The sequence below is a fragment of the Sphingopyxis sp. LC81 genome (genome assembly GCF_000756375.1).
GTDB lineage: Bacteria > Pseudomonadota > Alphaproteobacteria > Sphingomonadales > Sphingomonadaceae > Sphingopyxis.
The window spans coordinates 159,281-173,549 of sequence record NZ_JNFD01000014.1 but is presented as its reverse complement, the minus strand read 5'-3'; the positions used below and the strand labels follow the sequence as shown (position 1 = coordinate 173,549).

The following is a 14,269-nucleotide window of genomic DNA, read 5'->3' as shown; positions in this document are numbered from 1 at the left end:
CCAAGCGGCTATATTGCCGCCTTTCCTGCACGATGGCAGTAAAGATGGCGTTTATCAATGCGCCCAATTCAGGGTCCGGGTTAGGATGCGAGCGCTGCCGCCTCGCGTGCGAGTGCCTCGATCCGCGCGGGGTCCAACGGTCCCGAGGGCACCACCCAGCTGCCGCCGACGCACAGCACCGGCCCCAGCGCGAGCCATTCGGGCGCGGTCGCGGCGCTGATGCCGCCGGTCGGGCAGAAATTGATCCCGCCGAACGGACCCGAAAGCGCCTTCAGCGCCGGGATGCCGCCGCTCGTCGCCGCGGGGAAGAATTTGAAGCTGTCGAGCCCGAGGTCGAGCCCCGCCATGATGTTCGACGCATTGGCAACGCCGGGGAGGAAGGGAATGCCGCTTGTCACCGCGGCCTGCCCGAGGCTGTCGGTAAGGCCTGGCGAAACGATGAATTCGGAACCCGCGTCGAGCGCGTCCTTGAGCATCCGGGGATTGAGCACCGTGCCTGCGCCGACCACGGCGCCCGGGACCGATTTCATTGCCTTGATCGCATCGAGCGCCGCAGACGTGCGCATCGTCACTTCGAGCACCTTAAGGCCGCCCGCGACGAGCGCCTCGGCCATCGGCACCGCATCCTCGACGCGATCGATGACGATCACCGGGATGACCGGCGCCAAACGCATGATCTGCTCGATACCGCTGTCGGACATTCTCTACTCCATTCAAAATTTTGCATCGCCTGCCCGTGGGGCAAGCGGATCGGGTTCAGATCACCGTTTCCATCGCTGCGAGCACCGCCGATCCGCCCTTTTCGGCTTCATCGGCATGGTGGCGGAACAGCGCGAACAGTTCGCGGCCGACGCCAACCGCGGGCGGCGGCGGGACGGCGGGACTGCGCGCGGCCCAGATATCGGGATCGACGAGCGCGAGCACCTCGCCCTTGCGTGCGCAGACACGGACGATGTCGCCGTCGACGAGGAAGGCGAGCGGACCGCTGACCCCATCGGCACCGGGCAGCGCCTCGGGAGAGAGGTGGATCACCGCAGGCACTTTCCCGCTCGCGCCCGACATGCGGCCGTCGGTGAGCAAGGCGACGCGGAAACCGCGGTCCTGCAAAACGCCGAGCGCGGGCGTCAGCTTATGCAGTTCGGGCATGCCGTTGGCGCGCGGCCCCTGGAAGCGCACGACGACGATCACGTCGCGTTCGAGCTCGCCCGCCTTGAACGCCGCCAGCACCGCGTCCTGCGTGTCGAAGATCCGACACGGCGCCTCGATCGTCCAGCGGTCCTCGGCAACCGCGCTCGTCTTGATGATCGCGCGCCCGAGATTGCCCGCGAGCAGGCGCATCCCGCCGTCAGGCGAGAAAGGCGCCGCGGCCGGGCGCAGCATCGTATCGTCGCGGCTCTCGGCGGGCGCCGCCTGCCAGTGAAGCTCGTCGTTCACCAACACGGGCTCAGCGGCATAATCTGCCATCGTCCCGCCGACGGTGAGCACATCGCCGTGGAGCAGCCCGGCATCGAGCAGTTCGCGCACGACATAGCCGATGCCGCCCGCGGCATGGAAATTGTTCACATCGCCCGCGCCGTTCGGATAGACGCGCGCGAGCAAAGGCACCGCGTGGCTGAGCTCGTCGAAATCCTGCCAGTCGATGATGATCCCCGCCGCGCGCGCGATCGCGGGCAGATGGATCGCATGGTTGGTCGAGCCGCCGGTCGCGAGCAGGCCGATCGCGGCGTTGACGATCGCTTTCTCATCGATGCAGCGCGCCAGCGGACGATAATCGTCGCCGTCCCAGCCGATCGCGGCAACGCGATGCGCCGCGGCACGCGTCAGTTCCTGCCGCAGCTTGGTGCCGGGGTTGGTGAAGGCGCTGCCGGGGACGTGGAGCCCCATCAGCTCCATCATCATCTGGTTGCTGTTCGCGGTGCCGTAGAAGGTGCAGGTGCCCGCACCGTGATAGGAGGCAGCCTCGGCCTCGAGCAATTCGTCGCGGGTCGCCTTGCCCTCGGCGTAGAGCTGGCGGACGCGCTGCTTTTCCTTGTTCGCGAGTCCCGAGGGCATCGGCCCGGCGGGGATCAGGATCTGCGGCAGGTGACCGAAGCGCAGCGCCCCGATCAGCAGCCCGGGGACGATCTTGTCGCAAATGCCGAGGAGCAGCGCGCCCTCGAACATCGCATGGCTGAGCGCAATCACCGTGCCCTGCGCGATATTGTCGCGACTGAACAGCGACAGGTCCATGCCCGCCTGCCCCTGCGTCACGCCGTCGCACATCGCGGGAACACCGCCCGCGACCTGCGCGGTGGCGCCGACTTCGCGCGCGAAGAGTTTGATCTGCTCAGGATAGCGGCCATATGGCTGATGCGCCGAGAGCATGTCGTTGTAACTGGTGACGATGCCGATATTCATTGCCGCGCCGGTGCGGATGACGGGTTTGTCTTCGCCCGAAGCGGCAAAGCCATGCGCGAGGTTGCCGCACGAGAGGTTGCCGCGGTTGGTGCCGGCCTCGCGCTGGCGGTCCATCAGGGCGAGGTACGCGGCGCGGCGTTGGGCGCTGCGCTCGATGATGCGGTCGGTGACCGCGGCGATGGTGGGGTGGAGAGTGGTCATGACAATTCCAAAACCCTCTCCCCTTGGGGGAGAGGGATGCGCAGACTTGCGAGCTTGCTCGCTAGTCGAAGCTGGGTGAGGGTGTGAACGGCAGCGATGAAAGCAACGACAGAGACCCTCATCCAACTGCGCCTAGTCGCTGCGCGACAAGGCTTCGTATCCTTCTCCCCCAAGGGGAGAAGGTTTTGGGCGGCTTCAATCATGCCAGCTCGCTCCGTCGCGTTCGATCAGCGCGATTGCGCTCGACGGGCCCCAGCTGCCCGCGGTGTAATTCTGCGGCGCCATGTCGACTTCGGCCCAGGCGTCGCGGATCGAATCGATCCACTGCCACTGCGCCTCGACCTCGTCGCGGCGGACGAACAAAGTCTGGTCGCCCTCGATGAAATCGAGCAGCAGGCGCTCGTACGCGATCCGCCGCCGCTCACCGGCAAAGCTGTGCGAGAGCGAGACGTCCATCGTCACCTCTTTGAGCTTCACACCGTCGCGGTCGAGCCCCGGCTGCTTCGCCATCACCTTGACCCGGATATTCTCCTCGGGCTGGAGGTTGATGATCATGCTGTTCGCATCGAGTTTGCCCGCGCCGACACGCGCGAAGATATTGTGCGGCACCGGCTTGAACTGGATCAGCACCTCGGACTTGCGCTGCGGCATCCGCTTGCCCGTGCGCAGGTAAAAGGGCACGCCCTTCCAGCGCCAATTGTCGATATAGGCCTTGAGCGCGACGAAGGTTTCGGTGTTCGACGGATTGCCGAGTTCGTCGGCATAGCCCGCGACAGCGCCGCCGTTCACCGCGCCGCTGGTGTACTGGCCCTTGACGCTATGCGCCTTGACGTCGGCGGCGGTCATCTTGCGCAAGCTGCGGAGCAACTTCACCTTCTCGTCGCGCACCGCGGTCGACGAGACGCTCGACGGCGGCTCCATCGCGATGATCGCGAGCAGCTGGAGCATATGGTTCTGCACCATGTCCTTCAATGCGCCGACGCCGTCATAATAGGATACGCGGCCTTCGAGCCCGACGGTTTCGGCGACGGTGATCTGGACATGGTCGATCGCCTGCGCGTTCCACAGCGGCTCGAAGAGCATGTTGGCAAAGCGCAGCGCGAGCAGATTCTGCACTGTCTCCTTGCCGAGATAATGGTCGATGCGGAACACGCGGTCCTCGGCAAAGGCGTCGCCGACCTGCGCGTTGACGTCGCGCGAAGAAGCAAGGTCGTGGCCGATCGGCTTTTCCATCGCGATGCGGCATTCGGCGCAGGCGATGCCGGCGGCTTTCAGCCCCTGCGCGATCGGGCCGAACATCGACGGCGGGGTCGACAGATAGACACCGATCGGGCGGCCCATTCGGTCGCCGAGCAGCGCGGCAAGTTCATCATAACCGGTGCCCGCGCCGGCATCGATCGCACAATAATCGATGCGATCGAGGAAGGCCGCGACACCCGCATCCTCGATGCGGTCCGCGGGCAGATGTTCGGTCAGCGCATCGCGAACCTGCGCCTGAAACGCCGCGCGATCCATCTTCGAGCGCCCTGATCCGATAATCGTCAGCGCATCGGCAAGCAGCCCGTCGAGGTGGAGATTGTAAAGCGAGGGAAAGAGCATGCGCTGCGCCAGGTCGCCCGTCGCGCCGAACAGCACCAATGTTTCGACTTTCACGCTCACATTCGTCCCCTTGGATTATCTGCAAAGAATTGGGCGATACACGAAGCGAATGCAACGCGCATACGTAAGCCGCATACGATGTCTTGCCATTGGCAAGCGCGGCCGACTTGGCTTAGGAAACCGCACCATGAACGACGCCCCCCCGCCCTATGATGTCATCGTCGTCGGCGGCGGCGTCAACGGCGCGGGGGTCGCGCGCGACGCCGCCGGACGCGGCGCGCGGGTGCTGCTGCTCGAGGCGGGCGATCTGGCTCAAGGCACCTCGTCGAAGTCGACCAAGCTGATCCACGGCGGGCTGCGCTACCTCGAACATTATGAATTCGGCCTCGTCCGCGAGGCATTGAAGGAACGCGAAATATTGTGGGGCATCGCGCCGCACATCATCCGCCCGCTGCGCTTCGTCCTGCCGTATCGCGACGGGCTGCGTCCGCGCTGGCTGCTGCGGCTCGGCCTCTTCCTCTACGACCATATCGGGGGCCGCAAGAAACTGCCCGCGACGCGCTCGGTCAACCTACGTCGCCATATTGCGGGCGGCCCGCTCCAGCCGCAATATGTGCACGGCTTCGAATATTCGGACGGCTGGGCCGACGACGCGCGGCTCGTCGCGCTCAACGCGCGCGATGCCGGCGATCGCGGCGCCCGCGTCCGCACGCGGACGCGGGCCGAAATGCTGCGCTGCGAGGATGGCCTGTGGGTCGTCGACGCGCGCGACGATCAAGGCCACCAATATCGCTTCTCCGGCCGCAGCATCGTCAATGCCGCGGGGCCCGCGGTGCTCGACCTTCTCAAACGCGCCGACGCCGAACCCGACCATCAGATGCGGCTGGTGCGCGGCTCGCATATCGTCGTGCGCAAGGTCTTCGAGCACGACTATGCCTATTTCTTCCAGCTTCCCGACGGACGCATCTTTTTTGCCATTCCGTATGAGCGCGACTTCACGCTGATCGGGACGACCGATCAGGACCATGACGGGCCGGCGAGCGAGGCGAAGGCGAGCGACGAGGAAATCGCCTATCTGTGCGAAGGTGCCAGCCTCTATTTTCGCTCGCCTGTTACCCCCGCCGATGTCGTCTGGACCTATTCGGGCGTGCGGCCGCTGATCGAGGACGGATCGGGCCGCCCCGAAGCCGCAACGCGCGGCTATCGCATCGACCTCGACCTCACCGAGGGCGCTCCGCTGCTCACCATCTATGGCGGCAAGATCACCAGCTATCGCCATGTCGCCGAGGCCGCGGTCGACGAACTTGTCGATCATGTTGAGGCGCTGTCGGCCAAGCATTGGACCGCCAAGGCGCCGCTTCCCGGCGGCGATTTCCCGACGAACGGCGTGGCGGCGCTCAAGGCCGAATATAAGCTCGCTTACCCCTTCCTGACCGCGGCGACGGTCGACCGCATCACCCGCGCCTATGGCACCGACGCGCGCGCCTGGCTCGGCCAGGCCGAGGATTGGGATGCGCTCGGCGGCGAGATCGCGCATGGACTCAGCGCCGCCGAGGTGCAGTGGATGGTTGACCGCGAATGGGCGCGCACGACCGACGATATCTTGTGGCGGCGAAGCAAGCTGGGGCTGCACTTCAGCGACGATGAGGTCGCGAAGCTCGCCGTCTGGCTCGAAGCCAAACGCCCCCTCGCGCAGTCCGCATAGCCCTGATTTCGTCATTCCCGCGAAAGCCGGAATGAATATGCGATGGCCTAATCCGCGCCGAACTGCTCGGCGAGCTTGGCACGCCTTACCTTCCATGTTTCGGCGAGCACGGGCACGTCGCGGAGCGCGCGCAGGTCCGCGGGACGATCCTTTGCCTCGCCGCCGATCAGCAAGGCGAACAGCGACGCCAGCGGCCATTCGGGATAGGGCCGTTCGACGAGGTCGAGCGCATCGCCCGCCCGCACCTGTCCGGGTTCGAGCACGCGGTAATACCAGCCCGTCCGCCGCGTCTTCACGACCTGCGCCATTACCCCCTTGGCCTGAAACCGGTGGTCGAGTTTCCAGCACGGCTGGCGCGCCTGCGTCACTTCGACGAGCGCGGTGCCGAGGCGGAAGCGGTCGCCGAGAAAGACATTTTCCTCATCGAAACCGGTCGTCGAAATATTTTCGCCGAACGCGCCGGGCGCGTCGAGCAGCGGCGCATCGCCCAGATACCCGCGCCACCAGTCATAATGATCGGCGGGATAATGATGGATCGCCTTGTCGATACCGCCATGCACCGTGCGGTCGGCCTGCTCGTCGCCGGCAAGGCCCATCGCGCCGACGGCGACCAAGTCCGCGACCGGCAGCTTGCCGATGGCGCTCGGTTCATCGTCACCGCGGAAAGGGCGGACCTTGCCAAGCAGGACAGCGAGAATTTCGGCTTTCATACCCGCGATTGCATAGGCTCTGCCGCCGAAATGGCAATCGTCAGGCCTGCGCGAGTGCCGGGGCAGCGCGTTGCCGTGACGCGAGCACGATTGCGAGCCCGGCGACCGCCATCGCGGCGCCCGCGATCGACACCGCCGGGAAACCAAGGCCGAGGCCGATTACCCCACCGCCGACCGCGGCACCGATCGCATTGCCGAGGTTGAACGCGCCGATATTGACCGCCGAGGCGAGGTTGGGCGCATCGGAGGCCGCCTCCATAACGCGCATCTGGAGCGGCGGGACGATGGCGAAGGTCGCGACGCCCCACAGGAAGATCGTGACCGCGGCCGCGATCGGCGAATACATTGTGGCAGCAAACAGGATTAGCATTACCGCAAGCCCGGCGAGCGAGACGATCAAGGTGCGGTCGATCGAACGATCGGCGAAGATACCGCCGAGCCAGTTGCCGATGGTCAACCCGAGCCCGTAGATCACCAGCATCGCGGTCACGAACAGCGTCCCTGCCCCCGTCGCTTCGGTGAGGATCGGCGCGATATAGGTGAAGACGGTGAACATTGCCGCCGAGCCGATCGCGGTGAGCGCGAGCGCGACGAGCACCTCGCGGCGCTTCAGCACGCCGAGTTCGGCGAGCATGTTGCCGCCCTCGGCGCGCGGGATATCGGGGAGTGCGAAACGGAGCGCGGCCATCGTGATGAGGCCCCAGATCGCAATCGCGCCGAACGCGGTGCGCCAGCCGAAGGTCTCGCCGATCCATGGCGCGAGCGGCACGCCGATGACATTGGCGAGCGTCAGCCCCATGAACATCGCCGCGACCGCGCTCGCACGCTTCTCGGGCGCGACGAGGCTCGCCGCGACGACCGAGCCGACGCCGAAAAAGGCGCCATGGTTGAGCGACGTGATGACGCGCGCAACCATCAGCGTCGTGTAGTCGCCCGCGATCGCCGACAGGAAATTGCCGAGCGTGAAGATCGCCATCAGGCCGATCAGCAGGGTGCGCCGGTTCATCCTTGCGGTGGTGAGCGTCATCAATGGCGCACCGATCAGCACGCCGAGCGCATAGGCCGAGACGAGCAGCCCGGCGGCGGGGATGGACACTCCCAGCCCCTCGGCCATATCGGGCAAGAGGCCCATCGGCGCGAATTCGGTGATGCCGATGCCAAAGGCACCGGTCGCGAGCGCAAGGAGGGGGAAGTTAATTTTCATGTCGGTTCTTCCGATCAGACGAGCGGCGGGTTCAGGCGGGCGAACCCGGCCTGCTGCCGATAGGGGGTGTGCGGATAGGGTGGGAGCACATCGCTCGCGGCGTCGAGCGCGGCCACCTGTTCGGCGGTGAGCGCCCAGCCGACCGCACCGAGATTCTGGCGCAGCTGTTCCTCGTTGCGCGCGCCGATGATCACCGACGAGACGGTCGGGCGCCGGAGCAGCCAGTTGATCGCGATCTGCGGCACCGTCTTGCCCGTTTCGGCGGCGACGGCTTCGAGCGCGTCGATGACGCGGTAGAGCAGCTCTTCGGCGACGGGCGGCGCGAATTGTTCGGTTTCGTGCAGGCGACTGCCGGCGGGAACCGGGCGGTCACGCCCGATCTTGCCGGTCAGCCGGCCCCAGCCGAGTGGGCTCCACACCAGCGCACCGACGCCCTGATCGGCGGCAAGCGGCATCAGATCGGCCTCATAGGCGCGCCCGATCAGCGAATAATAGACCTGGTGCGCGACGAAACGCGGGGTGCCGAGGCGGTCGGCGGTCGCCTGCGCCTTCATCAATTGCCAGCCCGGATAGTTGGAGACGCCCGCGTAGCGGAGCTTGCCCGCGGCGATCAGCGTAGCGAGCGTGCCCATCAGTTCGTCGACCGGGGTCGAGGCGTCGAACGCGTGGAGCTGGAGCAGGTCGATATGATCGGTGCCGAGCCGCCGCAGTGCATCCTCAACCGCGCGAATCAGCCGGCCGCGCGAGGCGCCCCAATCCTGCGGCCCGTCGCCCATCGGCAGCCCGGTCTTGGTCGAGATGAGCACCGCATCGCGGCGCCCCTTGATCGCCTCGCCCAATATTTCCTCGGACGCGCCGTTCGAATAGACGTCGGCGGTGTCGAACAGGGTCACCCCGGCATCGAGGCTGATGTCGATCAGGCGCCGCGCCTCGGCGGCATCACTGGTGCCCCACGCGCTGAACAGCGGGCCTTGGCCGCCGAACGTCCCGGTTCCAAAACTCAAGGCCGGAACGCGAAGCCCCGACGATCCCAATTGACGATATTCCATGATCCTGCCCTTTCATTTGCGATGTTGAGGCATAGATGGACGCGCGGTCTCGCACACAGTAGCGTTCCCAAAAGCGAAGGATTTTTGAAATGAACGCAAAGATCGCCGAAACGAGCGACCGCGCGCGCGCGATGGAAGTCTTTACCGTCGCGGTCACCGAGGGCAGCTTTTCCGCCGCCGGCCGCTGCCTCGGGTTGACCCCGTCGGCGGTCAGCCGGACGATCGACCGGATCGAAACGCGGCTTGGCGTCCGGCTCCTCCTACGCTCGACGCGCGCGCTCGCGCTGACCGCCGAGGGCGAGGCGTATCTGCGCGCGGCGCGCCGCATCCTCGCCGACCTCGACGATGCCGAGCAGGTCATCGCCGATCAGGGCGCACCGCGCGGGCGGCTCCGCGTCAGCGCGGCTCAGGCACATGGACGGCTTAGCATCGTGCCGCTCCTCGGAGATTTCGTGCGCCTCTATCCGCACATCCTTGTCGACATCAGCCTTGCCGACCGGCTCGTCGACATTGCCGCGGGGCAAGCCGATGTCGCGATCCGCTTCGGTCCGCTCGCCGATAGCCCGCTGACCGCGCGCAAGCTGGGCGAAAGCCGCCGCGTCATCATCGCTTCACCCGCCTATCTCGCCGCGCATGGCACGCCGCGCGTGCCCGAGGATCTGCACGGCCATAATTGCCTGAACTTCAATTTCCGCCGCGCCGAGCCGACCTGGCCCTTCCGCGACGACGACCGCGAATTCACGTTATCGGTGCAGGGCAATATCGAGGCGAACAATGGCGAGACGTTGGGACAGCTTGCCGCGGCGGGGGTCGGCATCGCGCGCGTCGGCGCGTTCAGCATCGCCGACCAGATCGCGAGCGGCGCGCTCGTCCCGGTACTGGAGGACTATAATCCGGGCGATATCGAGGCGATCCACGCGGTGTTTGCTGGCGGCGCGAACACCCCGGCGCGTGTTCGCGTGTTCGTCGACTTCCTCGCCGAACAGCTCGGCCGTGCCGGTTGAGACAGGCGAGCGGGGATGCGGTACGGTGCGCCGATGAATCAGGACATGATCGACCTTTCCGTCCGGCGACTCGGGCTTGGCGAGCCCGGCGACGCGGAACTGACCCGCAGCATTCCGGTCGAGGCGCCGGTTTCGATCGAGGTCGGCGGCATCGGCTATGCGGTAATGATGGCGACGCCGGCCGATCTTGAGGATTATGCGATCGGCTTTGCGCTGGGCGAGGGCCTGATCGAAACCCCGGGCCAGATCGGGCGCGTCGATGCCCATCCCATCGAAGGCGGTTGGGCGCTACGTATCTGGCTACCCCCCGAACGCAACGCGATCGCGCTCGATCGCGCGCGCAAGCGCGTGAGCGAGAGCAGCTGCGGGCTGTGCGGGATCGAGAATATCGAGCAGGTGCTGCGGCCGCTTCCGCCGGTGACCGCGCGCATCGGCACAGATCGTCACGCCATTGCAGCCGCGCTCGCAGCGCTGCACGATCAGCAGCCGCTCGGCCGCGCCACGGGTGCCGTGCACGCCGCGGCCTTCTGCTCGCCCGGCGGCGACATCCTGTTCGCGCGCGAAGACGTGGGGCGGCACAATGCGCTCGACAAGCTGATCGGGGCCTTGGCGCGCGCGGGCATCGATCCCGCGACCGGCTTTATCCTGCTGTCGGCAAGGTGCAGTTATGAGTTGGTCGAAAAGACGGTGCGCGCGGGCTGCCCGATGCTCGTCACCATCTCGGCGCCGACCAGCCTCGCCGCGACACGCGCCGTGCAGGCGGGGCTGACGCTTGTGACGCTGGCGCGGACGGATTCCGCGCTAGTTGTCAGCGATCCGCACGGAATGATCGCATGAGGACGCTCGGCGCGGTGCTCGCGGGCGGGCGGTCGAGCCGCTTCGGGTCTGACAAGGCGCTTGCGATGCTCGATAGGCGGAGCTTGCTCGACCATGCATCGGCGGCGCTCCAACCGCATTGCGACACGGTGGTCGTCATCGGCCGCGACGGCGGCATCGCCGACTGGCCGCGCCCCGACATGGGCCCACTCGGCGGAATTGCGGGTGCGCTTATCCAAGCGGCGGACAATGGCTTCGATCAACTGCTGACGGCGCCGGTCGATTGCGTGCGCCTGCCCGACGATCTTCGCGCGCTTCTCGAACCGGCGCCGGCCTTCCTCGAGACGCAGCCGGTGATCGGGCTGTGGCCGGTTGCCTCGATCAATGACCTGCGGGCCATCCTCGAGGACGGACACGACCTCGCCGTCCGGGCCTATGCCCGCCGGATCGGCGCGCGGGCGGTGTCCAGCGATTTCGTGCCGCCGAACATCAACAGCGTCGCCGACCTCGATCGGCTGGCGGGGTCATGATCCACCGATGGCGTTCACCGTGAACGCCAGAATGCCCATGTTGAAGATAAAGGCCGCCATGCAGTGGCCGAGCACGACGCGCCGCATATGCGCGCCCGATATGGTGACGTCCGAGGTCTGGAAGGTCATGCCAAGCGTGAAGGCGAAATAGAGGAAGTCCCAGTAACCGGGCTCGTGCACCCCCGGAACCTCGATCCCGCACTGGTCGCGGCCGTCTTTCTGCAGATAATAGAGATGCGCATAGTGGAGCGTGAACACCATGTTCGCGAACAGCCACGCCAGCGCGAGGGTCGCGACGATCAGGATGACGTCGCAGCGATCCAGCTTGCCCGGGCTTGCGATCAACGTCCCCACCGCGAACAATATGACGAGCGAGAGCAGCACGGTGATCGCGAGCAGGCCGATGCGGTTCGCGTCATTAAATTCGGCGCGGCGACGCATCTGATCGGCGTCGGCACGGAAGAGCGGCACGACGGTGCAAAGAAAGACAAAGGCGGCGACGTCGAAGCCGATCAGGAATGCGGCGCGCGGATCGATGTCCGATGCGAGCGCCGCTCCCATCGCCGCGACCAGCACGAACGGAAAGATCAGGAAACGGACCGGCGCGATATGTTTGCCGACGGCCATCGGCGGCGTCAGTCCGCAGCCCGGACGACGCGCACCGGGATCGACTTGGCGGCCGGACAACCGCTGGTCTTGTCATAATGGCCAAGCGGCAGCAGCGGGTTGAGCTCGGGATAATAGCCCGCGACCGAGCCGCGCGACATCGGATAGTCGAGGATCGTCAGCCCCTCTACGCGGCGCACGATACCGTCGGCGCTGATCGTTTCGAGCGCGACCTTCATTCCCGCCTCCAGCCCGCGCGCCGCGATATCGTCGGCGTTCAGGAACAGGACCATCCGGTCGTTATACACGCCGCGATAACGGTCGTTGTAGCTGTAGATCGTCGTGTTGAACTGGTCGTGCGAGCGGACGGTCGCGAGCCGCAGCATGTCGGCGTCGTCGACCGGCGCATTGACCGCGAGCCCCGGGAGCACAAGGAAATTGGCCTTGCCGGTCGGTGTCGCCCACGCACGGCGGCGCGGCGGGATGTCGAGATGGAAGCCCATCGGCGCCTTGATGCGCTCCGAAAAATCCGCGTAGAGCGCAGGGTAGACTTCGGCAATCCTGTCGCGGATCAGGCCATAATCATCGATATAGCTGGCCCAGTCGACCTTGCTGTGCGGGAGCGTCGCCATCGCCATGCGGCAGACGATCTCGGTCTCGGGCATCAGATCGGCGCTCGCGGGTTCGAGCACGCCGCGCGAGGCGGTAACGTTCGACATCGAATCCTCGATCGTGACGAACTGTTCGCCGGCGGCGGTTTCGATGCGCTCGGAGCGTGCAACGACGGGCAGGATCAGCGCATCCTTGCCATGCACCAGATGCCCGCGGTTGAGCTTCGTCGCGATGCCGACGGTCAGGTTCAGCTGGCGCATCGCGGCATAGGCGCGGTCAGTGTCGGGGACCGCGCGGACGAAATTGCCGCCGAGGCCGATGAAGACCTTGGCGGTGCCCGCCATCATCGCCTCGACCGACTCGACGCTATGATGGCCATGCTCGCGCGGCGGTTCGAAACCAAAGACGTCGCGGACCTTGTCGAGATAGGCCTGGCCCGGTTTCTCGTCGATGCCGACGGTGCGGTCGCCCTGCACGTTCGAATGGCCGCGGATCGGCGAGATGCCTGCGCCGGGCTTGCCGTAATTGCCCTTGAGGAGAAGGATATTCGCGATCTGCTGGACCAGCTGCGACCCCTGCTGATGCTGGGTCACCCCCATGCCGTAACAGATGACCGTCGCGTTCGACCGGATGTAGATTTCGGCGCAGCGGCGGATCTGCGCCTCGTCGATGCCAGCCGCGGCAACGAGGTCGGGCCAGCTCTGCGCCTCGATATCGGCCTTCAGCGCGGCGAAGCCCGACGTATGTTCGGCGATGAAGTCGTGGTCGAGCACGGCCTCGCCCGCCGCCTCGCGTTCGAACATGACCTTCATCATGCCCTTGAGCAGCGCGAGGTCGCCGCCGATCCGGATATGGACGAATTCGCTGGTGACTTCGGTCGAGCCGAAGGTCGCCATCTGGACGATGTCCTGCGGCTCGGTGAATTTGATCAGCGCGCGCTCGGGCATCGGGTTGACCGCGACGATCGGCACCCCCCGCTTACGCGCCTCGACGAGCGGGGTCATCATCCGCGGCGCGTTGGTCCCGGCATTATGCCCGATCAGGAAGATCGCCTCGGCATGCTCGAAATCGTCGAGGATTACCGTGCCCTTGCCGACGCCGATCGAGTGCGGCAGCCCGCGGCTCGTCGGTTCGTGGCACATGTTCGAACAGTCGGGGAAGTTGTTGGTGCCGAATTCGCGCACGAAGATCGAATAGAGGAACGCCGTCTCGTTCGCGGTGCGGCCCGAGGTGTAGAATTCGGCCTCATGCGGGCTGGCGAGCGCGCGCAGATGCGCGCCGATCAGCGCGAAGGCATCGTCCCAGCTCACCGGCACATAATGGTCGGTCGCGGCGTCGTAGCGCATCGGCTCGGTCAGCCGCCCCTGCATCTCCAGCCAATAATCCGACTGCTTCTTCAGGTCGGTCACGCTGTGCTGCGCGAAAAATTCACGCGTGACGCGGAATTTCGTCGCCTCGTGCGCAAGCGCCTTCGCGCCATTTTCGCAGAATTCCAGCTTCTTGGTGCAGCTGGCGTCGGGAAAGGCGCAGCTCGGGCATTTGAAACCGCCCGGCTGGTTCATCGACAGCAGCGCGCGCGATCCCTTGGTGACGACGCTTTGTTCGAGCAGCACCTTGGCGGTCGCGGCCGCCGCGCCCCAGCCGCCGGCGGGACTGTTGTAGGGCTGGTAGCGGGGTTTGTCGTGCGCCATCGCAACCCGGTTAGAGCATAGCGGACGGCGCATATCCATCGGTCTTTGGCGGATGGCCCACCTATCACTTCAGGCGGAACCCCGGCCGAGTGACTTTATTACAATAAATGGAATAAAATATTCCGATTTTTTCCAATTATAATCT

Annotated in this window: 12 protein-coding genes; 4 read left to right on the top strand and 8 right to left on the bottom strand. The window is 65.9% G+C overall.

The genetic code is table 11. The features are described from left to right. Nucleotides 1–80: 80 nt before the first annotated feature. The 3 genes from eda to zwf form a co-directional block, all read right to left on the bottom strand. Nucleotides 81–701 carry a bifunctional 4-hydroxy-2-oxoglutarate aldolase/2-dehydro-3-deoxy-phosphogluconate aldolase gene (gene eda / locus FG91_RS08340; RefSeq protein ID WP_037514013.1) on the bottom strand — a complete coding sequence of 207 codons (621 nt, stop codon included), beginning with the start codon at nucleotides 699–701 and terminating at the stop codon, nucleotides 81–83. 55 nt (nucleotides 702–756) lie between these two features. Beyond that, nucleotides 757–2,598 carry a phosphogluconate dehydratase gene (gene edd / locus FG91_RS08335; protein ID WP_037514012.1) on the bottom strand — a complete coding sequence of 614 codons (1,842 nt, stop codon included), beginning with the start codon at nucleotides 2,596–2,598 and terminating at the stop codon, nucleotides 757–759. 195 nt (nucleotides 2,599–2,793) lie between these two features. Beyond that, nucleotides 2,794–4,257, bottom strand: a complete 1,464-nt coding sequence (gene zwf, locus FG91_RS08330) for a glucose-6-phosphate dehydrogenase (RefSeq protein ID WP_037514011.1) — start codon at nucleotides 4,255–4,257, stop codon at nucleotides 2,794–2,796. Between the two features lie 127 nt (nucleotides 4,258–4,384). On the opposite strand from zwf, the gene glpD reads away from it, so the two are divergent. After that, nucleotides 4,385–5,902 carry a glycerol-3-phosphate dehydrogenase gene (gene glpD / locus FG91_RS08325; protein WP_037514010.1) on the top strand — a complete coding sequence of 506 codons (1,518 nt, stop codon included), beginning with the start codon at nucleotides 4,385–4,387 and terminating at the stop codon, nucleotides 5,900–5,902. 47 nt (nucleotides 5,903–5,949) lie between these two features. Here the strand turns inward: glpD and FG91_RS08320 are convergent, their stop codons facing one another. Genes FG91_RS08320 through FG91_RS08310 form a run of 3 tightly spaced genes read right to left on the bottom strand, consistent with a single transcriptional unit; the run spans nucleotide 5,950 to nucleotide 8,865 of the window. Then, the gene (locus tag FG91_RS08320) at nucleotides 5,950–6,612 is read right to left on the bottom strand and encodes an MOSC domain-containing protein (protein ID WP_037514008.1); all 663 of its coding nucleotides are present in this window, start codon (nucleotides 6,610–6,612) and stop codon (nucleotides 5,950–5,952) included. 40 nt (nucleotides 6,613–6,652) lie between these two features. Next, complete coding sequence (locus FG91_RS08315) at nucleotides 6,653–7,816, bottom strand: MFS transporter (RefSeq protein WP_037514006.1); 1,164 nt, start codon at nucleotides 7,814–7,816, stop codon at nucleotides 6,653–6,655. Nucleotides 7,817–7,830: 14 nt separating this feature from the next. Next, nucleotides 7,831–8,865, bottom strand: coding sequence for an aldo/keto reductase (locus tag FG91_RS08310; RefSeq protein ID WP_037514005.1), 1,035 nt, complete (start codon nucleotides 8,863–8,865; stop codon nucleotides 7,831–7,833). Nucleotides 8,866–8,954: 89 nt separating this feature from the next. On the opposite strand from FG91_RS08310, the gene FG91_RS08305 reads away from it, so the two are divergent. From FG91_RS08305 to mobA, 3 genes are read left to right on the top strand one after another with little or no spacing between them, the layout of a single operon-like run. Beyond that, nucleotides 8,955–9,869: a LysR family transcriptional regulator gene (locus tag FG91_RS08305; RefSeq protein ID WP_037514003.1), complete on the top strand. Its 915-nt coding sequence runs from the start codon at nucleotides 8,955–8,957 to the stop codon at nucleotides 9,867–9,869. A gap of 45 nt (nucleotides 9,870–9,914) precedes the next feature. Continuing rightward, entirely contained in the window at nucleotides 9,915–10,706 is a 792-nt protein-coding gene (fdhD, locus tag FG91_RS08300; protein WP_235211982.1) for a formate dehydrogenase accessory sulfurtransferase FdhD, read from the top strand. Next, nucleotides 10,703–11,215: a molybdenum cofactor guanylyltransferase gene (gene mobA / locus FG91_RS08295; RefSeq protein ID WP_037514001.1), complete on the top strand. Its 513-nt coding sequence runs from the start codon at nucleotides 10,703–10,705 to the stop codon at nucleotides 11,213–11,215. Before fdhD ends, mobA begins: the two co-directional genes overlap by 4 nt. On the opposite strand, the gene FG91_RS08290 is transcribed toward mobA, so the two are convergent. Both FG91_RS08290 and FG91_RS08285 read right to left on the bottom strand, forming a co-directional pair. Further along, entirely contained in the window at nucleotides 11,210–11,842 is a 633-nt protein-coding gene (locus tag FG91_RS08290) for a DUF1345 domain-containing protein (RefSeq protein ID WP_037514110.1), read from the bottom strand. The genes mobA and FG91_RS08290 overlap by 6 nt on opposite strands. 8 nt (nucleotides 11,843–11,850) lie before the next feature. After that, on the bottom strand, nucleotides 11,851–14,124 hold the full coding sequence (locus FG91_RS08285; RefSeq protein ID WP_037514000.1) for an FdhF/YdeP family oxidoreductase: 2,274 nt from the start codon (nucleotides 14,122–14,124) through the stop codon (nucleotides 11,851–11,853). Nucleotides 14,125–14,269: the final 145 nt, after the last annotated feature.

What these genes read in the sequence shown, in the direction of transcription:
- eda (WP_037514013.1), bottom strand. Translation starts at nt 701, where the DNA reads ATGTCCGACAGCGGTATCGAGCAGATCATGCGTTTGGCGCCGGTCATC.
- edd (WP_037514012.1), bottom strand. Translation starts at nt 2,598, where the DNA reads ATGACCACTCTCCACCCCACCATCGCCGCGGTCACCGACCGCATCATC.
- glpD (WP_037514010.1), top strand. Translation starts at nt 4,385, where the DNA reads ATGAACGACGCCCCCCCGCCCTATGATGTCATCGTCGTCGGCGGCGGC.
- FG91_RS08320 (WP_037514008.1), bottom strand. Translation starts at nt 6,612, where the DNA reads ATGAAAGCCGAAATTCTCGCTGTCCTGCTTGGCAAGGTCCGCCCTTTC.
- FG91_RS08315 (WP_037514006.1), bottom strand. Translation starts at nt 7,816, where the DNA reads ATGAAAATTAACTTCCCCCTCCTTGCGCTCGCGACCGGTGCCTTTGGC.
- FG91_RS08310 (WP_037514005.1), bottom strand. Translation starts at nt 8,865, where the DNA reads ATGGAATATCGTCAATTGGGATCGTCGGGGCTTCGCGTTCCGGCCTTG.
- FG91_RS08305 (WP_037514003.1), top strand. Translation starts at nt 8,955, where the DNA reads ATGAACGCAAAGATCGCCGAAACGAGCGACCGCGCGCGCGCGATGGAA.
- fdhD (WP_235211982.1), top strand. Translation starts at nt 9,915, where the DNA reads ATGATCGACCTTTCCGTCCGGCGACTCGGGCTTGGCGAGCCCGGCGAC.
- mobA (WP_037514001.1), top strand. Translation starts at nt 10,703, where the DNA reads ATGAGGACGCTCGGCGCGGTGCTCGCGGGCGGGCGGTCGAGCCGCTTC.
- FG91_RS08290 (WP_037514110.1), bottom strand. Translation starts at nt 11,842, where the DNA reads ATGGCCGTCGGCAAACATATCGCGCCGGTCCGTTTCCTGATCTTTCCG.
- FG91_RS08285 (WP_037514000.1), bottom strand. Translation starts at nt 14,124, where the DNA reads ATGGCGCACGACAAACCCCGCTACCAGCCCTACAACAGTCCCGCCGGC.